At 44.0% G+C, this 22551-nt stretch carries 17 protein-coding genes; 9 read left to right on the forward strand and 8 right to left on the reverse strand.

The window, feature by feature from the left end:
* Positions 1-7: 7 nt before the first annotated feature.
* Together NL626_RS06330 and NL626_RS06335 are read right to left on the reverse strand one after the other, a co-directional pair.
* The gene (locus NL626_RS06330) at positions 8-1249 is read right to left on the reverse strand and encodes a HAMP domain-containing sensor histidine kinase (protein ID WP_213897650.1); all 1242 of its coding nucleotides are present in this window, start codon (positions 1247-1249) and stop codon (positions 8-10) included.
* Positions 1221-1889, reverse strand: coding sequence for a response regulator transcription factor (locus NL626_RS06335; RefSeq protein WP_025767686.1), 669 nt, complete (start codon positions 1887-1889; stop codon positions 1221-1223). The genes NL626_RS06330 and NL626_RS06335 overlap by 29 nt, the downstream gene beginning before the upstream one ends.
* A gap of 89 nt (positions 1890-1978) precedes the next feature.
* Here NL626_RS06335 and NL626_RS06340 point away from each other — a divergent pair, with 89 nt between their 5' ends.
* Both NL626_RS06340 and NL626_RS06345 read left to right on the forward strand, forming a co-directional pair.
* Positions 1979-3178 carry a DUF5666 domain-containing protein gene (locus NL626_RS06340; RefSeq protein WP_213914824.1) on the forward strand — a complete coding sequence of 400 codons (1200 nt, stop codon included), beginning with the start codon at positions 1979-1981 and terminating at the stop codon, positions 3176-3178.
* Between the two features lie 149 nt (positions 3179-3327).
* Positions 3328-3624 (forward strand): hypothetical protein, encoded by a 297-nt coding sequence (locus NL626_RS06345; protein WP_017634219.1) that lies wholly within the window; start codon positions 3328-3330, stop codon positions 3622-3624.
* Positions 3625-3717: 93 nt separating this feature from the next.
* Here the strand turns inward: NL626_RS06345 and NL626_RS06350 are convergent, their stop codons facing one another.
* Complete coding sequence (locus tag NL626_RS06350; protein WP_253657121.1) at positions 3718-4767, reverse strand: Preprotein translocase subunit SecY; 1050 nt, start codon at positions 4765-4767, stop codon at positions 3718-3720.
* A gap of 439 nt (positions 4768-5206) precedes the next feature.
* Between NL626_RS06350 and NL626_RS06355 the strand changes: the two genes are divergently transcribed.
* From NL626_RS06355 to NL626_RS06370, 4 genes are all read left to right on the forward strand, one after another.
* On the forward strand, positions 5207-5668 hold the full coding sequence (locus NL626_RS06355) for a hypothetical protein (protein ID WP_167415985.1): 462 nt from the start codon (positions 5207-5209) through the stop codon (positions 5666-5668).
* Positions 5669-5761: 93 nt separating this feature from the next.
* Positions 5762-6235 (forward strand): copper chaperone PCu(A)C, encoded by a 474-nt coding sequence (locus tag NL626_RS06360; RefSeq protein WP_085568981.1) that lies wholly within the window; start codon positions 5762-5764, stop codon positions 6233-6235.
* Between the two features lie 607 nt (positions 6236-6842).
* Entirely contained in the window at positions 6843-7598 is a 756-nt protein-coding gene (locus tag NL626_RS06365) for an SDR family NAD(P)-dependent oxidoreductase (protein ID WP_213961052.1), read from the forward strand.
* 431 nt (positions 7599-8029) lie between these two features.
* Entirely contained in the window at positions 8030-8911 is an 882-nt protein-coding gene (locus tag NL626_RS06370; protein ID WP_064369209.1) for an NAD(P)-dependent oxidoreductase, read from the forward strand.
* Positions 8912-9395: 484 nt separating this feature from the next.
* Here NL626_RS06370 and NL626_RS06375 read toward each other — a convergent pair whose 3' ends face one another.
* The 4 genes from NL626_RS06375 to NL626_RS06390 all read right to left on the reverse strand — a co-directional run bounded on the left by NL626_RS06375 (position 9396) and on the right by NL626_RS06390 (position 13683).
* Positions 9396-11153, reverse strand: coding sequence for a sodium:solute symporter family protein (locus tag NL626_RS06375; RefSeq protein ID WP_213960734.1), 1758 nt, complete (start codon positions 11151-11153; stop codon positions 9396-9398).
* 525 nt (positions 11154-11678) lie between these two features.
* Positions 11679-12302: a bifunctional 4-hydroxy-2-oxoglutarate aldolase/2-dehydro-3-deoxy-phosphogluconate aldolase gene (locus NL626_RS06380; RefSeq protein ID WP_253657122.1), complete on the reverse strand. Its 624-nt coding sequence runs from the start codon at positions 12300-12302 to the stop codon at positions 11679-11681.
* A gap of 78 nt (positions 12303-12380) precedes the next feature.
* Positions 12381-13313 carry a sugar kinase gene (locus NL626_RS06385; RefSeq protein ID WP_005437155.1) on the reverse strand — a complete coding sequence of 311 codons (933 nt, stop codon included), beginning with the start codon at positions 13311-13313 and terminating at the stop codon, positions 12381-12383.
* A gap of 34 nt (positions 13314-13347) precedes the next feature.
* Positions 13348-13683, reverse strand: a complete 336-nt coding sequence (locus NL626_RS06390) for a cupin domain-containing protein (RefSeq protein WP_005388511.1) — start codon at positions 13681-13683, stop codon at positions 13348-13350.
* A 410-nt stretch (positions 13684-14093) separates the two neighbouring features.
* Between NL626_RS06390 and NL626_RS06395 the strand changes: the two genes are divergently transcribed.
* The 3 genes from NL626_RS06395 to NL626_RS06405 all read left to right on the forward strand — a co-directional run bounded on the left by NL626_RS06395 (position 14094) and on the right by NL626_RS06405 (position 20501).
* Positions 14094-16259: a heparinase II/III family protein gene (locus tag NL626_RS06395; protein WP_253657123.1), complete on the forward strand. Its 2166-nt coding sequence runs from the start codon at positions 14094-14096 to the stop codon at positions 16257-16259.
* Between the two features lie 2 nt (positions 16260-16261).
* Positions 16262-18427, forward strand: a complete 2166-nt coding sequence (locus NL626_RS06400; protein WP_253657124.1) for a heparinase II/III family protein — start codon at positions 16262-16264, stop codon at positions 18425-18427.
* Positions 18428-18749: 322 nt separating this feature from the next.
* Positions 18750-20501, forward strand: a complete 1752-nt coding sequence (locus NL626_RS06405; RefSeq protein WP_253657125.1) for a polysaccharide lyase family 7 protein — start codon at positions 18750-18752, stop codon at positions 20499-20501.
* Between the two features lie 470 nt (positions 20502-20971).
* Here the strand turns inward: NL626_RS06405 and NL626_RS06410 are convergent, their stop codons facing one another.
* Positions 20972-22537, reverse strand: coding sequence for a polysaccharide lyase family 7 protein (locus NL626_RS06410; protein WP_017821221.1), 1566 nt, complete (start codon positions 22535-22537; stop codon positions 20972-20974).
* Between the last annotated feature and the right edge of the window lie 14 nt (positions 22538-22551).

The raw sequence follows: 22551 nt of genomic DNA on the forward strand, positions 1-22551 counted from the left end.
CGCAAAGCTAAGAGCAGAACTCCACTTTTGCACTAAATCGAACACCATCATCGTCCAGTACTAACGCCCACCCCATCCGTTCACATATTCGTTGTACGATAACAAGCCCACAACCATAACCAGCGTTGTACGTCTCGTTGCCATCGTGACGGTTTAGGATCTTAAGCGCATGACCTTTCAACTCAATTTCAATATCTCCCACACTATAGCTAAAGGCGTTTTTAATCAGATTGTTGATAACAATGGCCACAAAACTCTCTGGTGCCTTCACTACACCGCTATGTTGTTCGTGCAAAGCGTAATTCGAATCTTGCTTGGCAAATAAAGGCGCTAGCTCTTCCAACTGTTTTTGTAAACAAGTGAGAAGCTGATGCTCTCCGTAATGTTGAGGCTCTATTTTCTCTTTACCAAGTAAGAGAAACGCTTCTGTCAGTACACGCATCTCGTCACAAGCTGACTGCATCCTCGTGATGGCTTTTTGCGCAACTCGAGGTTGATCAGGAAGACGCGTCAGAATGTCTGTTGAGCCTTTAATCACCATGATTGGCGTTCTCAACTCATGCGATGCAAAACGGCTAAATTCTTGTTCTCGTTTGAAGTAGCCCGCGATATCGTTCTTATTATCCAGCAAAGTCTGCTCTATCTGGCGTGTTTCGCTGAACTTAGTTTCAACTTGGAAAGCGGGTTGATCCGGTGACATTTGGCTAATTTTGTCTTCAATTTGCGCTAATGGCCGAGACAATATTCGCACCATGTAAATGCCATACCCAACCATGACAAATGAAAACAAACCACCGAGCAGCAGCGTAAACTGATGCAGCGAGCTTTCGTATTCGTCCAAGTAATCATCTGAGTCATCTTGAAATACAATGTACATAAGCCCCTTCCCTGAGGGATGGTTCAATACAACAAAGTGTTTATCTTCTTCACCAAGCAGGTATTCATAAAAACCAGGTGAAGTAAAAGAGAGCAACCAATCCGGTGTCGGAGCTTCACTCCAATATGAGTTGAACTCCAATACGTTTGGCAATGGCGCATCCCAGCCCTGTTTCTCGAAATTCTCACTATAAAGCGCAGCTTCAGTATCGAGCCAGTGATGTAAACTCAGCACTTCCAGTTTGTTTTCTGCCACATAAATCAGCGACCAAAAAAGAGTAAACATCACAAACGTCATGACCCCAAAACCCCAACGGATCTTGCGATAAATGCTTGGATATTCGTTATGCTTTAAGTCGGTAACCTTGTCCATGAATAGTCTCTAATCGTGATTCTTCAAAACCTTTGTCTAGCGCGGTTCTTAAACCGTAAATATGGCTACGAAGTGCATCACTTCCGGGTGGTTCGTCTCCCCACACACTATCGATCACTTCTGTGCGCGAGACCGCTGCTGGAGCACGTTGGAGGAGCAATTTTAAAATTTTAGTTTGAATTCGACTCAGCTTAATTTCTTTGTCTTTTCTCGTTACTTTTCCTGTACGCGCATCTAAACAAATATCTGCAAATTTGAGCGTTCCGATATCTTGTCTTGGACCACGATTAGCCAAAGCATGAACACGCAAACTGAGCTCTTCCATCGCAAATGGCTTCATTAAATAATCATCTCCCCCCGCTTTAAAAGCCGCGATTTTGTCATCTAGCGTATCTTTTGCCGTTAGGAAGAGAATTGGCGTTCCACATAACTTATCTTGTCGAAGCTTCTGTACCGTGCTGATGCCATCGAGCTTTGGCATCATGATATCCATGATGATTACATCGTAATGATTTTCCTCGATTAACTTAATCGCAGCCTCTCCATGAAACGCACAATCGATAATCATGCCTTCTAGCTCAAGATAGTCTGCAATCGTCTCCGAGACGTTATGGTTGTCATCTACAATTAAAATTTTCATAAAATCACATTTCTTCACGATCTCTTCACGATATGCCCAATAAGATACAGGCAATTTCCTAAACTCGCTCGTAAATTGAGGTTAATACAATGAAAAAACTCGCTCTTATTTCTGTAGTAGGTTTGGCATTGTCTGGTTGTGGTGGTTCAGGTGGTGGCAGCAATAGCGATAGCACACCAACTCAACCAGCAGTGAAACCAAGTGTAGCGATTGGCTCTGTTGAAGCGGTCAACGCTGAAGAAAGCACGTTAACCGTCAATGGACATACGTATCGTGTGTCTGAGGTGGTTTATGACGACACACAAGTGCAATTGGCCGATGTAAAACCAAAAATGGTGGTTCGCGTGGGGTCAGATATTCGGCAAGCTTCGGACAATGGCGTCCGAGTCACACTTGAACCAACCATTACTGGACGTGTTACAGCAATTGATTATGTGAAGAAAACATTTACGGTAAACGGCGTAGATCTGCAGTTTGACGGTTTAAGTGATGATATAGAGATCAACGACTGGGTGATGGTGTCATCCTTGCCGACTGCGGATGCGGGTTATCGAGTGTTGTCTGTGGTCGAAATCGACGTAGATAACGATTACCCAGCCCTTGGAAGCTACTACGAACTGGAAGGTCGCATTACTAATACCGATGAAAATGCTGGCACGTTTGAGCTTGGTACAAATATAACCGTATCTTACGACAACATTAGCCAACTTAGCATCGGCCAATGGGTGGAAGTAGAAGGTGAAATGCAAAACGGCATCTTCATGGCAAATGAGGTAGAAGTTGAAGGCTACGACGTCATAAGCAATGACAGCGATGTGGAAGGCATCGTCACATGGGTTGCAAATGACTACAGTGAGTTCTCACTAAACTACCGAGGTGCATTCTTCATCGATAACGCAACACGATTTGAAGATGGCAGCAAAGCGAACCTAAAACAAGGCCAAGAAGTGGAAGTAACGTCTGTCATGAAAAATGGCAAACGCATCGCTACCGTTATTGAGTTTGAGCAACCAGACTTTGACGATAACAACCAATGGCAAGGTAAAGAATTTGAATGTGAAGGATACGTATCAAACTACGATGCTGAAGCAAGAACATTTGAAATCGAGCGTTGCGAAAACGACGCAGATCAATTGCTAAACAACACGACCGTTGTGATTGATGCACAAACACGCTTCCAAGGCATTGAAGAACTTAACCTAAATGGTGCTCGTGTCGAAGTCGAAGGTGTGATCATTAACGACCAAAATATTGCCCGTGAAGTGGAGTTAGACGTTTACGACAACTAATCCCTTCTACGCTTAAGAAAAAGTGTCACTTCGATGGCACTTTTTCTTTTCACCTTACTTTGCTTCCCAAGCTCAAACCAACAAATTCTCAGCCAAAGCCTTTTCTCTCCGTTACACTTTACCTATGTTTCACAACATTGGTGACAACTATGAAAAAACGCAACCTCATTTTGTTAATCTTGTTTTTTGGTTCAGCCACGAGCTTAGCTAGCGTTATGGATCCTGACTGCGATGCAGAAAAGGCAGCTAAAGCCGCTGCGACAAAAGCCGTGGTTGGTGTTGGTGGTCGCTGTACGCCTAAAGAGGCACTGAAAGATACCGCAGTTGATGCAGGAAAAGACAAATTGCCAGATGAAGGGATGGCGGGTAAAGCTGTTGATGCAATGACACCGGAAAAAGAGAAGAAAACGGTGAAAGACGTAACCAAAAAGCTCAATAAAGATTGATACGCTTTCTTGTAGTTAACTTTAGCAGCGAAAATTCCCCCCCAAAAAAAGAGCGCCGATTGACGCTCTTTCCGAACTCTAATAGATAACCAATTATGCGGTCTCTGCTTCACCTATCCAATGATAATGGTGGTTGGCTTTTTTCCCCACTAAACCGAGCTCTGCCAATTCTTCAAATACCTCGTCTACCTCTTCCGCAGACAGCCTAAACTGTTTAGCAACGGCTTTTTTGGTGCACGTAATTTGATGCGTTTTAAGTGCATCGCTAACTTGCTCTAACAAGGTTTTCGGTTCCTTTGGTTCTTCTGGCTCCGGCGCTACTGGTATTTCTTGCTCTTCTTCCTCTTTTATATGAGGAAGATAACCCGCAGGCGCTGGGTCTATATCGCGAACTGTTTTCAATATCATGCCCTCATTTCTGCGATAGAAATATCGGAACCGTTGCTCTTCACCAATCAAGCCAACAAAAAATGCAGCAAAGAAGTCCAAAAGAATCGAAAGAAATACAACCAAGCCAAGCTGAGCTTGTTGAGAGGTGGTACCAAATGCGTTGGCTAGGCTATCAATCAAACCAATCACTGAGCCTTGCGTCACCGGCGGTAAACTATCACGCTCCATAGCCAAGCGTTGCTGCTCTTCACGTAAGGTTTTGTTTTGATCCTGAATGCGAGTTACACCAGTCGCGATACGCTCCATCTCGATGTATTTCTGCGCTGCCATATTGTTGAGCTCAATCTGCTTATCGATTGCCGCAATCTGACGATTAAACGCTTCCACTTTCGCCTGCTCTACCGAAATATGACTTTGTGCACTATTGGTTGCACTATTAATGCCACCAATACTACCGCCAATGGAAATCGCAGCTAAGACTAAATAAAACACGAGAGCGGTTGCTGCTCCTGTGTAGTTGCGATGGGCTCGGCGCTCACCGTATTCATACCAAGCGTAAAATTTACCCGCTTCAAAAATGATCGCTAAACCACCAAATAAGGTTTGCATCATCGGATTTTCGTCGATAGACAAAAATAGCAATAGAGAAAAAATAGTCGATGCTAAAATCGCAGCACCAGTGAATGCGTATACACTCACCATGGCAAATCGACCTTTAGGGTATCGATATCCAATCTGTTGTTCGTATTTCATTTGAGAAATTTCTTAAGATTAATCGCCCCTCCTACTAAGTAGGACGGACGTTTCTGGCATGTACAAAGGAGCGCAGAATACCGTATCCTTTATTAAATTACTGTCATAATTCCGTTAATGGAAAACAAGTGAAGATTCGGTGTGCATTTTGAATCGATATCAGCCAAATCTAGCACGTAAAAACACCACCACGACACCCACTAACCGAAGCTTCAGTGGCATATAAGAGAGATTAATTCGGTATCTTCAAAAGCGACTAGGCAAGACTGACAAGTTGAATTGGAGGTTGTGAATGTCAGCCTAATCAAGACATTAAAGCGTTAAAAATAGGCAATAAAACAAATAATGCACACTTGCATCACCTTTTAGTAAACTGATAATTACATTGTTTGGTTAATTTGTTAGTATCCCGCGCCGAAGAAGATAAGCACTCAATTGTATGGAAAACACTCTAATACAGCACAAACACCATCGCTTGCACGCTATTGCGGTTATTATCGCGGTGTTGTTTCAGTTGTATTTAGCGTCCACAGCCGCTCTTAACCCTACACAAGTTCACAGCACAACTTGGCTCAACAAAGTCCAAAGTGAAAAGGTTTTACTGTGTACCGCAGATGGTTTCAAATGGGTGGATGTCAATACGTTGATTGAGGCTAACGCTCAATCTTCTTCTAAGCTCATCCAAGATCTTAACTTACACGACGGCTTTCAGTTTGAATGCCCGCTTCTTCAAGCTGTTCAATTCTTTCTTTTGGTTGCGATTGGGCTTTACCTGACAACCATCCATTGGCTGCGCCGAGTAAAGTATGCACTGACGACTTATCACTTTTCAAAATGCGATAAGCTCGTTTACAAACACATCGCGCCTAAGCACTCTCCGCCGAGTGTTTTTCCTGCCTAACAGGCATCTAATCATTAACAACTTTATCCAAAAATAACGATGACTCTGTTTGTTGTCCATTCAGAGAAGCTATTCATTCAAAAGGAAAAACACATGCTTAAATCATTTAAAACCGCCGCTATCGCGCTTATTGCTGTCATCGCTAGCCCACTGAGTTTAGCGCACGATTATGAAGCAGGAAAAATTCATATTGACCATCCATGGAGCCGAGAAGCGCCACCAAACGCACCTGTTATCGGTGGTTTTTTTCAACTAACCAACCACGGTGACAGTGAAGATACATTGATCGCAGCAGAAAGCCCTATTGCAGGGCATGTCGAAATTCACACGCATAAGAAAGAAGATGGTGTGATGAAAATGATTAAGATTGACGAAGTGCGCGTTCCAGCCAATGAGTCTGTGTTGTTTAAACCAGGCAGCTTCCATTTAATGATTTTTAACCCAACACAAACTCTTAAAGAGGGTGACCGCTTCCCTATGACATTAACCTTCAAAAACGCAGGTAAGGTTGAAGTGGAAATGGCGGTTGAGAAACAAGGCCACATGGAAAAACACATGCATCATTAATGACGCAAACAAAAGTGCCCGCTGATTTAGCGGGCATTTTTATCTCAGCTTAGTCAAAATCATTATCCAATAGGTCCTAACTCGACTCTTCAGAATAATGGTGATAAATAACGCTTGGCGAAACGGCGTCATATATCATAACAGCGTGCTCGGGCAAGAGATTCTAAATCACGCTCGTCCCTCGCTATTCAGAATGACCTTGAAAGACTTAAGATCCTAAAAAGGTTCCCTACCCGCTTAAAACTCAACCTCTCGACAAAGTTCTCCAACCATCACTTGGCAAGCCTAAATGAAATCATAAGTTTGGCAACAAAGACCCACGGTTAATCAGCTTTCTTTCCACTAGAAACAAACCTCAGCCCAACGAGCTAAGCCTGCAGCTATAAGCTCAATTGTTTATACATCCCAATTATCCTGACTAATTACAAACCATACACGACCGTAAAAGTCGATATATACCACTGGATGAGTCAGCATCTCAAGAAAGTACGTGATCGACTTCTCATTGTTGGTGTTTCTCTGTTTATTAAAACTATTTGTATTACAATAATACTCTATGTTAAATAAAAAATCCTTTCCAACTCTACAAACATGAGAGAACACCATTATGTCTACTAAAATTGCATTTATTTCTGGTGCTACTGGCGGTATCGGCTTCCAAGTAGCAAAGCGTCTTGGTCAGGATGGATACACGGTCATTCTAAACGGCATTGAAGATGAAAAAGGTTCGGAGTGTGTCTCCAAACTACATAACGCAGGAATTGAGGCTGAATACTACGGTTTTGACGTTACAGATGAACATGCCGTCGATGAAAACATCAATGCTATTGGTGAAAAATACGGCAAAATCGATGTTGTCGTTAATAACGCAGGTGGTCTTGGTGGTCGTAGTCCTATTGAAGGTATGGAAACTGCTTTTTTCCGTAAAGTCATGGCTTTAAACCTCGATAGTGCATTCTTCGTATCACGCGCAGCGATTCCATTTCTAAAAAAGTCTGATAACGCATCAATTATCAACTTCACTTCAAACGCTGCTTGGAATGCAGGTGGTCCAGGTGCAGGTATTTACGGTACATCAAAAGCCGCCGTTCATGCATTAACTCGCGCTTTAGCTAAAGAGTTAGCTCCGGCTGGAATTCGAGTCAATGCAGTATCTCCTGGCACTATCGATACACCATTCCATGCTCAAATCAAAGCAACCAAGCCTGAAGTATTTGCTTCTTGGGCAGACAGTATTATGCTTGGACGCCTAGGCAAGCCAGAGGAAGTCGCCTCTGCTATCTCTTTTCTGGTAAGTAAAGATGCATCATTCATTACCGCAGAAACACTGCAAATTGGTGGTGGTCAAGCTTTAGGCATTTAGTACCAATAAGTCTTTTTACTTATCAGTAAGTGCGCTTTAGTACTGATTTGATAACGGCCGCAGTATGTTTGTACTGCGGCTTATCCTTATACCACCTCGCCTTTCACCCCATCTGTAACGTTTCACCCATTTTTTGGTATGGACAGTATTCCTCTAGCTGAAACAAAATCACTTGTATTACAATAAATTTTATTTTTACGTTATTTAAGCCTCCTAAAGGCTTTGTTCACGATAAAAATGGAAGCGTGAGGAATCCGCTTTTCTTATATACTCTGATGAATAAAACCCTCACAAACCTTACTTACATCTCACTTTTAGAAAAAATCCATCCCAAGCCCGCTATGCTCACAATTTTCAATTGCAAAAGCCACAATAGTCATTATGATTACCAACAAGCAATATAATCATACAATAGTATTTTTGGAGTTAAAATGACTAAACCTATCATTGGTTTCATCGGCCTAGGCTTGATGGGCGGAAACATGGTTGAAAACCTACAGAAACGTGGTTACGAAGTTGCTGTAATGGACCTCAATAAAGATGCTGTTGACGCAGTACTAGCTCGTGGAAACGCTTCTGAAGCTTCTTCAGGTAAAGAGCTAGCAGAGAAAAGTGATATCGTGATGCTGTGCCTAACAACATCTGAAGTTGTCGAAAAAGTTGTTTACGGAGACACTGGTGTTCTAGCTGGCATGTCAGAAGGTAAAACACTCATCGACTTCGGTACATCTATTCCAGCTTCAACGAAGAAGATTGGCGCTGACCTTGCTAAGAAAGGGGCTGGTATGATTGATGCGCCTCTAGGTCGTACACCTGCCCACGCAAAAGATGGTTTACTGAACATCATGGCCGCAGGCGACGTCGAAACATTCAATAAGGTTAAGCCAGTACTGGACGATCAAGGTGAAAACGTATTCCACCTTGGCACACTAGGCTCTGGTCACGTAACTAAGCTTGTGAATAACTTTATGGGTATGACAACCGTAGCAACCATGTCTCAGGCATTTGCTGTTGCTAAACGTGCTGGTGTTGATGGCCAACAATTATTCGACATCATGTCTGCAGGACCATCAAACTCACCATTTATGCAATTCTGTAAGTTTTACGCCGTAGATGGCGAAGAAAAACTAGGCTTCTCTGTCGCAAACGCAAACAAAGACCTCGGTTACTTCCTTGCTCTATGCGAAGAGCTTGGTACAACTTCCCTAATTGCAGAGGGCACTTCTAAGAGTCTACAAGCGGCAGTTGATAAAGGCCTTGGTCAAAATGACGTTCCAGTCATCTTCGACTACTTTGCAGAGCTAGAAGCTTAGTCACACTCAGTTGCAACTAAAAGCCCAGCAACCAATGTAGCTGGGCTTTTTTGTTTTTCCCCAGACGCTCATCACTCCTTGATACCCTAGCCACTCCTTTAAAGTTTTGCAGGGCAGCCTCTTCCAATTCTCTTATATATTTTCCACTCACACTTCAAAACCTCTCTCCTATTTCTGGCGTACGCCTCATTAAAGCTACGTCTGATTTAATGCTTTTTCTTTGCTAAGAAGGCACACATATTTATTTAAATAGACAAAGCATCAGGTTTGGGGTGTAAAGTGTAAACACGGCGTGCAAAGAAAGTTAGATTGCTTTTTCGCTTTAGGCTGACGACTCTAATGTGAATATAGTCGCACCTTATTGGGAGTTCCCCAATACAACGAATAACAACAAACGATGCGCCACGCTTTCTCAGTCAGCTTGATCAAAAAATCCCACGGCTTTAACACCGCGGGATTTTTCATTGAGAGTCTTTAACTTTGGTTAGCTTTTCGCGTTAGCTAACTTTGGGCTTTTAGGCCCTCGGGCTGCGTTCACCAATAGAACACCCACCGAGAGAACAATCGCACCACACAAGATAAACAGTAGTCGACCAGATGGTTCATTTGGAATTAGAGCCATAGCTAGGATACCGAAGCCCGCTACGCTGATAAGCTTACCAAGCATGCCGCGCTGTTTTGTATCTAGGTTCTGCTGCTCTTCGCTGTCAGCCACAAGTGGCGTATTCCAGTTCTCGAACAATTGGTCCACTTCTTTCTCACGTTCAGGTGATAGACCTTTGTAGAAGCGCGTTGTCAGCAAGAAGAAACCACCGGTGAAGATAACGTGTGCCGCTAAGCTCAAGCCAACTTTTAGGTCTGCCCACTCACGTCCTGTAAACGCTTGCTCTAGACCGAATAGGCGCTCTACATCTTCTGCTTGTAGTGAGATACCGAAGATGTAAGAAACAAAGCCACCAACAACCAGTGTTGCCCAACCAGCCCAATCCGGCGTCTTACGAATCCACATACCAAGTAGTACAGGAATCAGCATTGGGAAGCCAATTAATGCACCGACGTTCAGTACGATATCGAACAGGCTCAAGTGACGTAGTGAGTTAATGAATAGACCGATACCAATGATGATGAAGCCCATCACGATAGTCGTTGCTTTACTCACGATAACCAGTTCTTTTTGCGACGCTTGTGGACGCATAATCGGGCTGTAGAAGTTCATCACAAAGATGCCCGCGTTACGGTTAAGACCAGAGTCCATTGAAGACATGGTCGCCGCAAACATTGCTGACATCAGAAGACCCACCATACCTGCTGGCATTACGTTTTGTACGAATGCTAGGTATGCTGCATCACCACCTACTGAGCCGTATTGCTCTGCGAAATCAGGCATAAATGCCGCAACGTACCAAGGTGGTAGGAACCAGATGATAGGACCAACAATCATCAGCACACATGCAAGACCTGCAGCTTTACGTGCGTTTTCACTGTCTTTTGCACATAAGTAGCGGTAAGCGTTGATGCTGTTGTTCATGACACCGAACTGTTTAACAAAGATGAACACAACCCAAAGGATAAAGATACTGAAGTAGTTCAGGTTGTTACCCAGCATGAAGTCGCCGTGGAAGTTCGACACGATGTTGCCAATACCGCCACCATGGAAGTATGCCGCCACCGCACAAGTGATCGTCACTGCCATGATAACCAGCATCTGCATAAAGTCAGATGCAACAACTGCCCAAGAGCCACCCGTTACCGCCATTAGCATTAGCACTAAACCCGTAACGATGATGGTCGCTTCCATAGGAATGTTGAAGACCGCTGCCACGAAAATCGCAAGACCATTCAACCAAATACCGGCTGAGATCAAGCTGTCTGGCATACCAGCCCAAGTGAAGAACTGCTCTGAAGTCTTACCAAAACGTTGACGAATCGCTTCAATCGCCGTCACTACACGTAATTGGCGGAATTTTGGAGCAAAGTAGAGGTAGTTCATGAAGTAGCCAAATGCGTTGGCTAAGAATAGGATTACAACAACGAAACCGTCGTTGAACGCGCGTCCTGCGGCACCTGTAAACGTCCATGCTGAAAATTGCGTCATGAAGGCGGTAGCACCTACCATCCACCATAACATCTTACCGCCCCCTCGGAAGTAGTCACTGGTTGAGGTAGTGAACTTACGGAACATCCAACCAATTGCAACTAAGAAGAAGAAGTAGGCAAGAACAACAAGAGTATCAATAGTCATTTTTTCAGCCTTTCAAGTTTGATCATTTTCTAATGTCTAGACTACTCTTCTCACAACTTCATTTGTACTACAATAAGCTTTAACTGTGATCTAAAGCATAAGTTATTCAACGAAAAAACACGTAAAACCCCTTACTTTCTTAGGGCAATGGCTTTCTAGGAGATAATTGCCACTCAGAACACCTCAACATATTGTAATACAAATTGTCTAATTGAAATTTATTTGAGTATGGAGTATTTTTCTTCTTCGCGCTTTGTCTGAAGATCAAAAATGCGCGGCATTTCTTTGAAGGAAACGTAATGAGATGTTTCGAAGGAATTGGATAGAAAGTGGGATTTAGATGAATGTAACAAGCAAGATCCCCGACTCGCGCCTTCGTCGCTCTCGAGAATGACGCAGGGAAAGTTCAGCGCTGTAAACTCTCTCCTCTCCAATCTCGCTTCTTTCAAACTTTCAAACAAAAAAAGCGAACCCTGAGGCTCGCTTTTCATTCTATTCGCTTGTTGTATCGGGGTGTTACGACACTTATGCTACGTGAACTACTGCGTCGCGAACCAGTGTACCCAGTTCATCCCACTTACCTTCATCGATAAGTTTTGTTGGCACCATCCAAGTACCGCCACATGCCAGTACTGAAGGGATAGACAAGTATTCGTCTACGTTACCTAGGCTCACGCCACCTGTTGGCATGAATTTCACTGGGTAAACCGCCGTTAATGCTTTAAGCATACCAACGCCGCCAGATGGCTCAGCAGGGAAGAACTTAAGTGTACGCAAACCCATTTCCATCGCTTGCTCAACTAGGCTTGGGTTGTTTACGCCAGGTACGATAGCCACGCCTTTGTCTAGGCAGTATTGAACCGTGCGAGGGTTAAAGCCAGGGCTTACGATAAAGTCCACACCAGCTTCGATTGCTTGGTCAACTTGCTCGTTAGTTAGGATAGTACCTGCACCGATCAGCATTTCTGGGAGCTCAGCGCGCATAGCACGAATCGCTTCTGCAGCACACTCTGTGCGGAACGTGATTTCAGCGCAAGGCATACCGTTTTCAACCAAAGTGCGACCTAGAGGAATCGCATCTTCTGCTTTGTTGATGGCAATAACAGGAATTACTTTTAGGTTTGCTAGTTGTTCGTTTAATGTCGTCATAAGAGTGTACTCGTCGTCGTTAACTTGAGTTCAATAAATCACTGCGGAGCGCCGATTAATCAACGCTCCGCAAAAGAATTACAAAGGAAGATCTGGCATCACTTCACGTGGAATGATGGCACCTTTATGTTGAATTACCGCGCCAGCCATACAGTGACCAGAGTAAGCCGATTCCGCAGCATTGCCGCCAGTCAAACGCTTCGCCAAGAAGCCCGCACTGAAAGAATCACCAGCCGCTGTTGTATCAATCACGTTGTCGACTTTGTTTGGCGCCACGTATTGCGCTTCGCCATTCGCCACAACCAAGCAATCTTTGCTACCACGTTTGATGATGATTTCATCCACGCCCAGTGCAGAGGTTCTCTCGATGCACTGTTCTAGATGCTCGTCACCGTAAAGCATTTGCTCATCTTCAAATGTGAGCAGTGCGATATCTGTGTGCTTAAGGATCTTAAGGTACCAAGACATGGCATTCTCGCGGCTTTCCCACAATTTAGGACGGTAGTTGTTATCGAAAATAACCTTACCACCTTGTGCCTTGAAGCGCTCAAGGAAGCCAAACAGTTGCGTCTTACCTTCTTCAGTAAGGATCGCTAATGTAATACCGCTCAAGTAAACCGCATCGTACGAGTAAAGTTTGTCGACTAATAGCGGAGACTCGTTTTGCTCGAATAGGAACTTAGCGGCCGCTTCGTTACGCCAGTAGTGGAAGTAACGTTCGCCAGTTTCATCGGTTTCGATGTAGTAGATACCTGGTTGCTTTTCTTTAACGGAAAGAACCAGACTAGTATCGATGCCCTCTTCTTGCCATGCTGATAGCATTTCTTGGCTAAAAGGATCGTTACCCAGAGCCGTTACATAGCTGGTTTTAATATCGTGAGCTTTGGTCAAACGAGATAAATACAGTGCGGTATTCAACGTATCACCACCGAATGACTGCTTTAGCTGACCTTCCTTTTTCTGTAGCTCAACCATACATTCGCCAATGACCGCGATGTTTAATGATTTCATGTTGTCACCTTAGCAACTGAGGTTGCGCTATAGATTATTTTAAGAAATCTTCACGTGCTGGGTTAAAGATGTCTAGAAGAATGCTGTCTTGCTCTAGTGCAACCGCACCGTGCATCATGTGCTTACGAGCAAAGTATGCGTCGCCTTCTTTTAGTACTTTCTTCTCGCCCTCGATTTCCGCTTCAAAGCTGCCACGTACTACGTAACCGATTTGATCGTGGATTTCGTGAGTATGTGGAGCGCCAATCGCGCCTTTATCAAAACATAGGTGAACCGCCATCAGGTCATCTGTGTAAGCAACAATTTTACGCTTGATACCGCCGCCTAGTTCTTCCCACGGGTTATCATCTAATACAAAGAAAGAATTCATCGTCATACTCCTAAAAAGTCTCTATTAAAGCGAACCCTACGGCACTTCATTCTTAATTAAAAGGTCCTCTTAAAAAAGCGTCGTATTGATAAAAGTGAAACGCGAAGCGAAAGGGTCTGCTGTCGAATTGGTAACGAGCATATCCGATCTATTTTAATTGTAATACAATATATCTAAAAATATGTGATATTCATCAAACGGTGCTCGTTAAAGCATTCCACTTAACGATTGATAAAGCCGAAACATCAGTCACAACAAAGATTACCACAACAATATAAATCAATGGGTTAGCTAAATTCGCGTGATTTCACTCTCCCTTTTTGCCACAAAAACTACACCCAAACTTAATATTGTATTACTTTATAGGGAGTTTAAGAAAACAACACACTTCATCTGAGGGTGGTAAAGAAATGACTACACAACCGATTTTGTTGACTGAAGCAGAAGTCGAACTACTAAGAAAGGAAGTCGGAAAGCCGAGCTTAATGGGCAAATCCATTGAAGCGAATCGCAAGGAACTTGAAGCCTTCATGCGTCTGCCTCTAGACGTACCAGGTCACGGCGAAGCGGGCGGCTACGAGCACAACCGCCACAAACAAAACTATACCTACATGAACTTAGCGGGTCGTTTGTTCTTGATCACTCAAGAAGAAAAGTACGCGCAGTTCGTTAAAGATCTTCTCGCTATTTACGCAGAGAAGTACCTAACTTTTGATTTCCACGTACAGAAAAACACTAACCCAACAGGTCGTCTTTTCCACCAGATCCTTAATGAACACTGTTGGTTAATGTTTACTAGCCTTGCTTACTCTTGCGTGGCATCAGTGATGACAGAAGAAGAGCGCACAGCCGTTGTTGAGCGAATTTTCGAACCAATGCTAGACATGTTCACAGTGAAATACGCGCACGACTTCGACCGTATTCACAACCACGGCATCTGGGCAGTTGCAGCTGTTGGTATTTGTGGCCTAGCTATTGGTAAACCTGAATACCTAGAGATGTCGGTATACGGTCAAGACCGTGATGATACTGGCGGCTTCCTAGCGCAAATCTCACAGCTATTCGCCCCTTCTGGTTACTACATGGAAGGTCCGTACTACCATCGTTATGCGATTCGTCCAACTTGTGTATTTGCAGAAGTAGTACACCGTCACATGCCTGAAGTAGACATCTACAACTACAAAGACAAAGTGATTGGCAACACAGTACAAGCGATGCTGGCAACGGCTTACCCGAATGGTGAGTTCCCTGCCCTAAACGATGCATCTCGTACCATGAGCATTACCGACATGGGTGTTCAAGTTGCAGTGAGCGTTTACAGCAAACACTACGGTATGGATGACAACATCCTAGGCATGGCGAAGATTCAAAACGCCGTTTGGATGCACCCTTGTGGTCTTGAGCTTTCTCAAGCCTACGATAAAGCCATCGCTGACCGTGAAATCGGCATGCCTTTCTGGCCAAGTGTGGAGCTCAACGAAGGTCCAACTGGTAACAACGGAGCACAAGGCTTTATCCGTATGCAGGATAAAACCGGTGATGTGTCACAGCTTGTGATGAACTACGGTCAACACGGCATGGGACATGGTAACTTCGATACGCTTGGCATTACCTTCTTCAACCGTGGTCAAGAAGTGCTGCGTGAATACGGCTTCTGTCGCTGGGTAAACGTTGAGCCTAAATTCGGCGGTCGTTACCTAGACGAAAACAAATCGTACGCACGTCAAACTATCGCGCACAACGCGGTAACGATTGATGAGCAATGTCAGAACGGTTTCGATGTAGACCGCGCTGATTCAGTGCATGGTTTGCCTCACTTCTTCAAAGTAGAAGGCACTGAAATCAACGGTATGAGTGCGTTTGCGAACGACCATTACCCGATTACAGACATGCAGCGCAGTGTGTTCATGCTTAACCTAGATGAGCTTGAAGCACCGCTACTGCTAGACCTTTACCGCATCGAAGGTGAAGGCGAACATCAGTACGACTACTCTCATCAATACGATGGTCAAATCGTACGTACTAACTTTGATTACCAAAGCTTTGGTGAACTGAGTACGCTTGGCGATGACTTCGGTTACCAACACCTTTGGAAAGTAGCAAGCGGCAAAGTGCAAGATACGGCGCTGGTTAGCTGGCTACAAAACAACACCTACTACACTTGGTTAGGCACAAGCAGCAGCGCGAAACAGAACGGCGATAATGAAGTAATCTTCACTCGCACTGGCGCCAATGACCCAAGCTTTAACCTACGTAGCGAACCGGCATTCATTCTACGCAGCAAGGGCGAATCGACGCTATTTGCTTCTGTGCTAGAAACACACGGCTACTTCAACGAAGAGTTTGAGCAATCGGTGAATGCACGTGGTCAGGTGAAAGATATCCGCGTCGTGGGTTACAACGCCGTTGGCAGCATCGTAGAAATCACGACTGAAAAATCACTGGTTACTGTGATGATCAGCAATGTTCTAGGCGCTGACGACCAAACCCCACACCAAGTAGAATTGAACGGTAAAACCTACAGCTGGAATGGCTTCTACTCTCTAGAAGTGAACGCATTCGGGCAGGAGAAATAATAATGAGCTACCAAACCCAGTCTTACCAACCACTATTAATGAACTTTGAAGAAGCGGCAGAACTAAGCAAAGCACTTGGCACGGATAGCCTATTAGGAAACGCACTAGCACGTGACATCAAACAAACTGACGCTTACATGGCCGAGGTCGGCATTGAAGTTCCAGGTCACGGCGAAGGCGGCGGTTACGAGCACAACCGCCACAAGCAAAACTACATCCACATTGATCTAGCGGGTCGCCTATTCCTTATCACTGGCGAACAGAAATACCGCGATTACATCGTCGATATGCTAACGGCTTATGCGAAGGTTTACCCGACGCTAGAGAGCAACACCAGCCGTGACTCTAACCCTCCGGGTAAGATCTTCCACCAAACTCTGAACGAGAACATGTGGATGTTATACGCGTCTTGTGCGTACAGCTGCATTTACCACACGTTGGAAGAAGAGCAAAAAACACTGATTGAAAACGACCTGTTCAAACAAATGATTGAGCTGTTCGTAGTTACTTACGGTCACGACTTCGACATCGTACACAACCACGGTCTGTGGGCAGTTGCAGCAGTCGGTATCTGTGGTTACGCAATTAACGATCAAGATGCAGTAGACAAAGCGCTTTACGGCTTGAAACTGGACAAAGTTAGCGGCGGCTTCCTAGCTCAGTTAGACCAATTGTTCTCGCCAGACGGCTACTACATGGAAGGTCCTTACTACCACCGCTTCTCGCTACGTCCAATCTACCTATTCGCAGAAGCGATTGAACGTCGTCAGCCTGAGCTTGGTATTTACGAGTTCAACGATTCGGTCATCAAGACCACGTCTTACGCAGTATTTAAGACGGCATTCCCAGATGGCACTTTGCCTGCACTGAACGATTCATCGAAGACGATTTCGATTAACGATGAAGGCGTAATCATGGCAACGTCAGTATGTTTCCACCGTTACGAGCAGTCTGAAACGCTACTTGGCATGGCAGACCACCAGCAAGACGTTTGGGTTCATATCTCAGGCAAAACATTGTCTGACACGGTTGCAGCAACAGACAACATCAAACCATTCAACTGGGGTAGCCTATTCGTAACAGACGGGCCAGAAGGCGAAAAAGGCGGCGTAAGCATTCTTCGTCACCGTGACGAGCAAGACGACGACACAATGGCGCTTATCTGGTTTGGTCAGCACGGCTCCGATCACCAGTACCATTCAGCGTTAGACCACGGTCACTACGATGGCTTACACCTGAGCGTGTTTAACCGCGGTCATGAAGTGCTGCACGATTACGGCTTTGGCCGCTGGGTGAACGTTGAGCCTAAGTTTGGCGGTCGTTACATTCCAGAGAACAAGTCTTACTGTAAGCAGACGGTCGCGCACAACACAGTAACGGTTGACCAAAAGACGCAAAACAACTTCGACACGGCTCTAGCGGAATCAAAATACGGTTCTAAGCACTTCTTCAAAGCTGATGACGAAAAACTGCAAGGCATGAGCGGTCGTATTTCTGGTTACTACAACGGTGTAGACATGCAGCGCAGCATCATTCTTGCTGAATTGCCAGAATTCGAAAAACCACTTGTGATTGATGTTTACCGCATCGAAGCAGATCAAGAGCACCAATACGACCTACCAGTGCACTACTCTGGTCAAATCATCCGTACGGATTTTGAATACGACGTAGAAAGCACGCTACGCCCAATGGGCGAAGACAACGGCTACCAACATCTATGGAATGTGGGTTCAGGCCAAGTTCAAGGCAGCTCACTGGTAAGTTGGTTGCACGACAACAGCTACTACTCGCTAATCACAAGCGCAACAAACGGCGGCAAAGTGTTCTTCACTCGCACTGGCGCAAATGATCCAGACTTCAACTTGAAGAGCGAACCAGCACTGATCCTACGTCAATCGGGTCAGAACCACGTGTTTGCCTCAGTGCTAGAGACACACGGTTACTTCAACGAGTCTATTGAAGCATCGGTTGGCGCTCGTGGCCTAGTAGAGTCAGTAACCGTCGTTGGTAACAACGAAGTGGGTACCGTGATTCGTCTGCAAACCACAACAGGCAACGCTTACCACTTCGCAATCTGCAACCTAGACGAAGACAAACAGAACGCGGCACATCGCGTTGAGTTCGACGGTGTGACTTACACTTGGGAAGGCGCATTCGCACAAATTTAATCTTTAGCTAGTCACTAAAAATTAATGTAAAAATCGGGAACTAATTCAAAGCCGGACGTCATGTTCGGCTTTTTTTGATTGTTTACATGACTCTAGATGAACTTATCAATTAGCGTTTAATCATAGTAAAACCGTTAATAACTCTTAGGAAAAACAGACATAACTTAACCTTACGCCTTATCAAAGACACCACTTATAGATATAGAACTCTTCTGAGATTTAATTAACACTTTTACTATTTAACTTATGACTAAACTACTCCCCAATAACACTAAAATGATATTGTATTACAAATATTAAATAGTGTAAGAGGCTTACTACTGTGTTTATAAAATCAACTAAATTGCTTCTAATAAGCTTCTCTGGGCTTGGATTAATAGGTTGTGGAGGAAATACCGCCACTACAAGCCAAGATGATAAACCAAATATTCCGCACCAAGAGCATGTAGCACCATACTCAATAGCAAAATTTCAAAACATATTGAGAAATTCAGATTTACAAGTATCAGATCCCGATGGGAAGGAGGGAAATAAAACCAGTGACGTCAAAAATGGAGCATTCTCGGATTATAAGAGTGACCACTTTTACGCAGAAAAGGATTCCAATTACCTTGTCTTTAAAATGTCGAACTACAAAATGCGCTCAGAAGTTCGTGAGCGAGAAAACTTCAACATTTCAGAACAAGGCGTCTCTAGAACTTTGTATGCAGATGTTCGATTACCAGAGATTAACCTTGCAATGGCTAGCTCCCCTGCAAACCATGATGAAGTCACTTTCCTGCAAATTCATAACAAAGGCACAGATACTTCTGGTACAGGTGCTATCCCACACCCTTTGTTACGAATCGTTTGGGAACAAGAACGAAACAGTATCACTGGTCATTACTGGGCGGTAGTAAAGAACAATGCCATAGATTGCAGTCTACCTTCTAGCGCATCAGATTGTTATGCAACATCATATGATCGTTATGACTTAGGAAAAGCCGATCTCAACGCATTCACGCGATTCGAAGTAAAAATCGGAGAAAACACATTAACCATTAAAGTGAACGATGAACAAAAGGTAAATGTAGATGTATCCTACTGGCAGCACCTCCTGAGCTACTTTAAAGCCGGAGTTTACAACCAGTTTGAAAACGGTGAAGCAAAGGTACAATTTAAGCAGTTAGGACTAACCAAAACTGACCATACTGATTCAATAGCCTGGAATATTGACGATTGGAAATTAACCATTCCTGCAAGCAAAAATGATTGGTATGGTTTTGGCGGTGACAGCGCGGCTGAATTAGAGCCTGAGCGTTGTAATTCAAGTAAAGATCCTCTGTCTAACGAAGAGAGCGTTTACCAACGCGAGATTGATTTATCATACTTCAATGTTATTGACGGTAGCATGCATTTCCGCGCCGATATGGGTTACGGCACGTCAACGGCCAACTCCAGTTACATCCGTTCAGAGTTGCGAGAGCTCTACATCAGTACTAACTCCCCGGATTGCAGCACCAGCGATGAAGAGACAAGTTGGTATATTGAAGATAGTCGTACCGGTGCAACTTCGCATACGCTAAACGCAACACTAAGAATCAACGAATACCCTAAAATCGACGGTCAATTACCAAAAGTCGTGGTAGGCCAGATACATGGTTGGAAAATCAGCCAAGCACTCGTGAAGCTACTTTGGGAAGGTGACAATAAGCCAGTCCGAGTTATTCTGAACGATAACTACAAACTTGATAACAACAAAGACTGTACTGATTGCAACGCATTCAGCGTTAAGCTTGGTACCTACGCGGTAAACGAAGACTGGCAATATACGATCCGTGCCGATAAGGAAGGACTGTTTTTAGCCACCTACGATGCAGATGGCAGTAATATGATCTCGCACACACTGAAGTGGGGAGAAGCATACTCAGACACCGCTAACAACAAGTCCTATACTCTTACTGAAAGATGGGCGTCGCCTGATATTGCGTTTTACTTCAAAGCCGGAATTTACCCTCAGTTTAAACCTGATAATGCATATCGAGGAGAAATCTTTGATGTGAGCTTTAGTGCTTTGAGCACTCTTCATCAATAGTCATTTCAATCTCTTAGCAATAGGCTTGCTACTTTGCTCTAAAGCAACGAACAAAGCTCATACTGCCGCCACGGGAAATTTATTTTCTCGTGGCCTCTTCTTTTAGAACACCACAATTCAAATCGCTTCACGCATAGTGTTTCCTTCTACGATAAATATATAAATCAACCTCCACTTAGGCAGCTTAAAAACAGCTTCTATAGTTTCATGAGATATTTATCTACCCTAACGCTGAGTTATTTTAAATTTAACCAATTAAACTACTCTAATATACATTCGCACTTAAAAATAAACATTGTCAGAAGATAAAAGCAATCAATAATTATTACCTATCTATGGTGATAAATTTTTAAATTAATTTATCTATGTCAATTAAAATAATATTTGAGCTGTTTTATTCTTCTATAGAAAAAAAGCCCTCAGCTACAAAGCTGAGGGCAAAGGACTTCAATCAACTAAAAGTGATAGAACTAGCCTTGGTACTTACCAAAAGATTGTTTTAATTTATAGAAAGTAGCTTGTGCGTAATCATCTGGATTACCGTACATATTCTGGTTATAGACACCGGCTTTAAAGTACATATATCTGCCACCTTCGTCATAGCCACTGTCACTCATATCTACGACTTGAACAACATCATCTTTACCATCACGTTTTACCGTAACTGTCATTGTGTTGCCTTTCACATCAATGATGTAGCTGAATTTTTCACCTAGCGCGATGCCATCGTCACCGATTTCACCAGTCATATCACCCACTAAGCTGTAGTAATCCTCTGTTCCAGTTTTGGTTTTTTCGTGAGCAAAGTAAACTGTACCTGTTGGTTGGTCTGGTAGCTTACGATAATAAAGACGAATTGGCTCATCATCTTTGTCATGAATCTGGCCGATAATAAAGCGGCCAACTTCATGCGACTGACCAGTTGTGGTTGCGTGGTCAATCTTCAGAGTAGCTTCAAGCGTACCGTCTACACCACCCGCTTCTTTTTGATCTTCAACTGGTGCAGAACTGAATACCCAGTTATTAGGATTTACACCTTTTGTGCTGTAAGACTTATCACCAGCACGAAGCATGGTACGTAACTCAGTTCGCGCGTATTTAGTGTTTTCAGAAGTTCGAGCGCCTTTCACATAGCTCTTGAATACCATTCCGCCATCATCTGCTGTGTAGAATATATCAGAGTGTTGGAAGCCGTTAGCCAAGTCCCACTCATCAATATCATCAGCGCGACCATCTTTGTCATGGTCGAAAGGTGTCGTCAGTTTCCAACGTGTTAAGTCAAAGTTTTCACCCGGTGCATTTGTCGCGAGTGGCTCTTTCGGTAACGTAGGGTAAGGCATCGCTTTAGAAAGATCACACGTCACAGTCGTTTCACAAGGACGGACGATTGGTGCTCCAAAGTCGCCTTTACGATTCTTTTTGAGTAAATCCTTTTGTGCCTTTTGCTCCGCTTTCATTTGCGCAATCATAGCCGCTTCAGCGTTAACGACGTCATCAGTAATGATGTGACTTGCCGGACAGGCATTAATTCCGCAATTAACTGCCGCTAACTCAGTAACTGAGTTCCATTGGTTTTTGCTATTACCGTGGCCAACGTAACGAACATAGCGTGCTTTTACTGCAGGCTCAAACTGGAAGCGCTCTAAGCCAAGTGCGCGACCAGAGCTTTGCGCACCCTCAATAACCGTCACCCAGTTTTCACCATCAGTACTAAACTGAACATCAAATTTGCTGACGCGTTCGTTACCTTTGCTGAACGAGGCTTGAATTGCGTCGAACTCATAAACCGAGCCGTAATCCAACATCGCCCACTCACCATCACCATTTGCTGACCAACGTGTCATAATATCTTGGTCAAACAACTGCTCTGGAACATTACCATCATGACTACTCGCCGTTATCGTAACGGGAGTCAGAATATCAGCACCAGTTTCTTGGTTGTTTGGAAATGGATCTACCATGGTCGCCGTACTATTACAGCCCACAGCAAGTAAAATAGAAGAAGCTAACAAGCTTTTGAAGAAAATATGCTTCATGTAATCTAACACCT

The organism is Vibrio sp. Y58_MX_L22 (assembly GCF_024181865.1).
GTDB classification, from domain to species: Bacteria; Pseudomonadota; Gammaproteobacteria; order Enterobacterales; family Vibrionaceae; genus Vibrio; species Vibrio alginolyticus.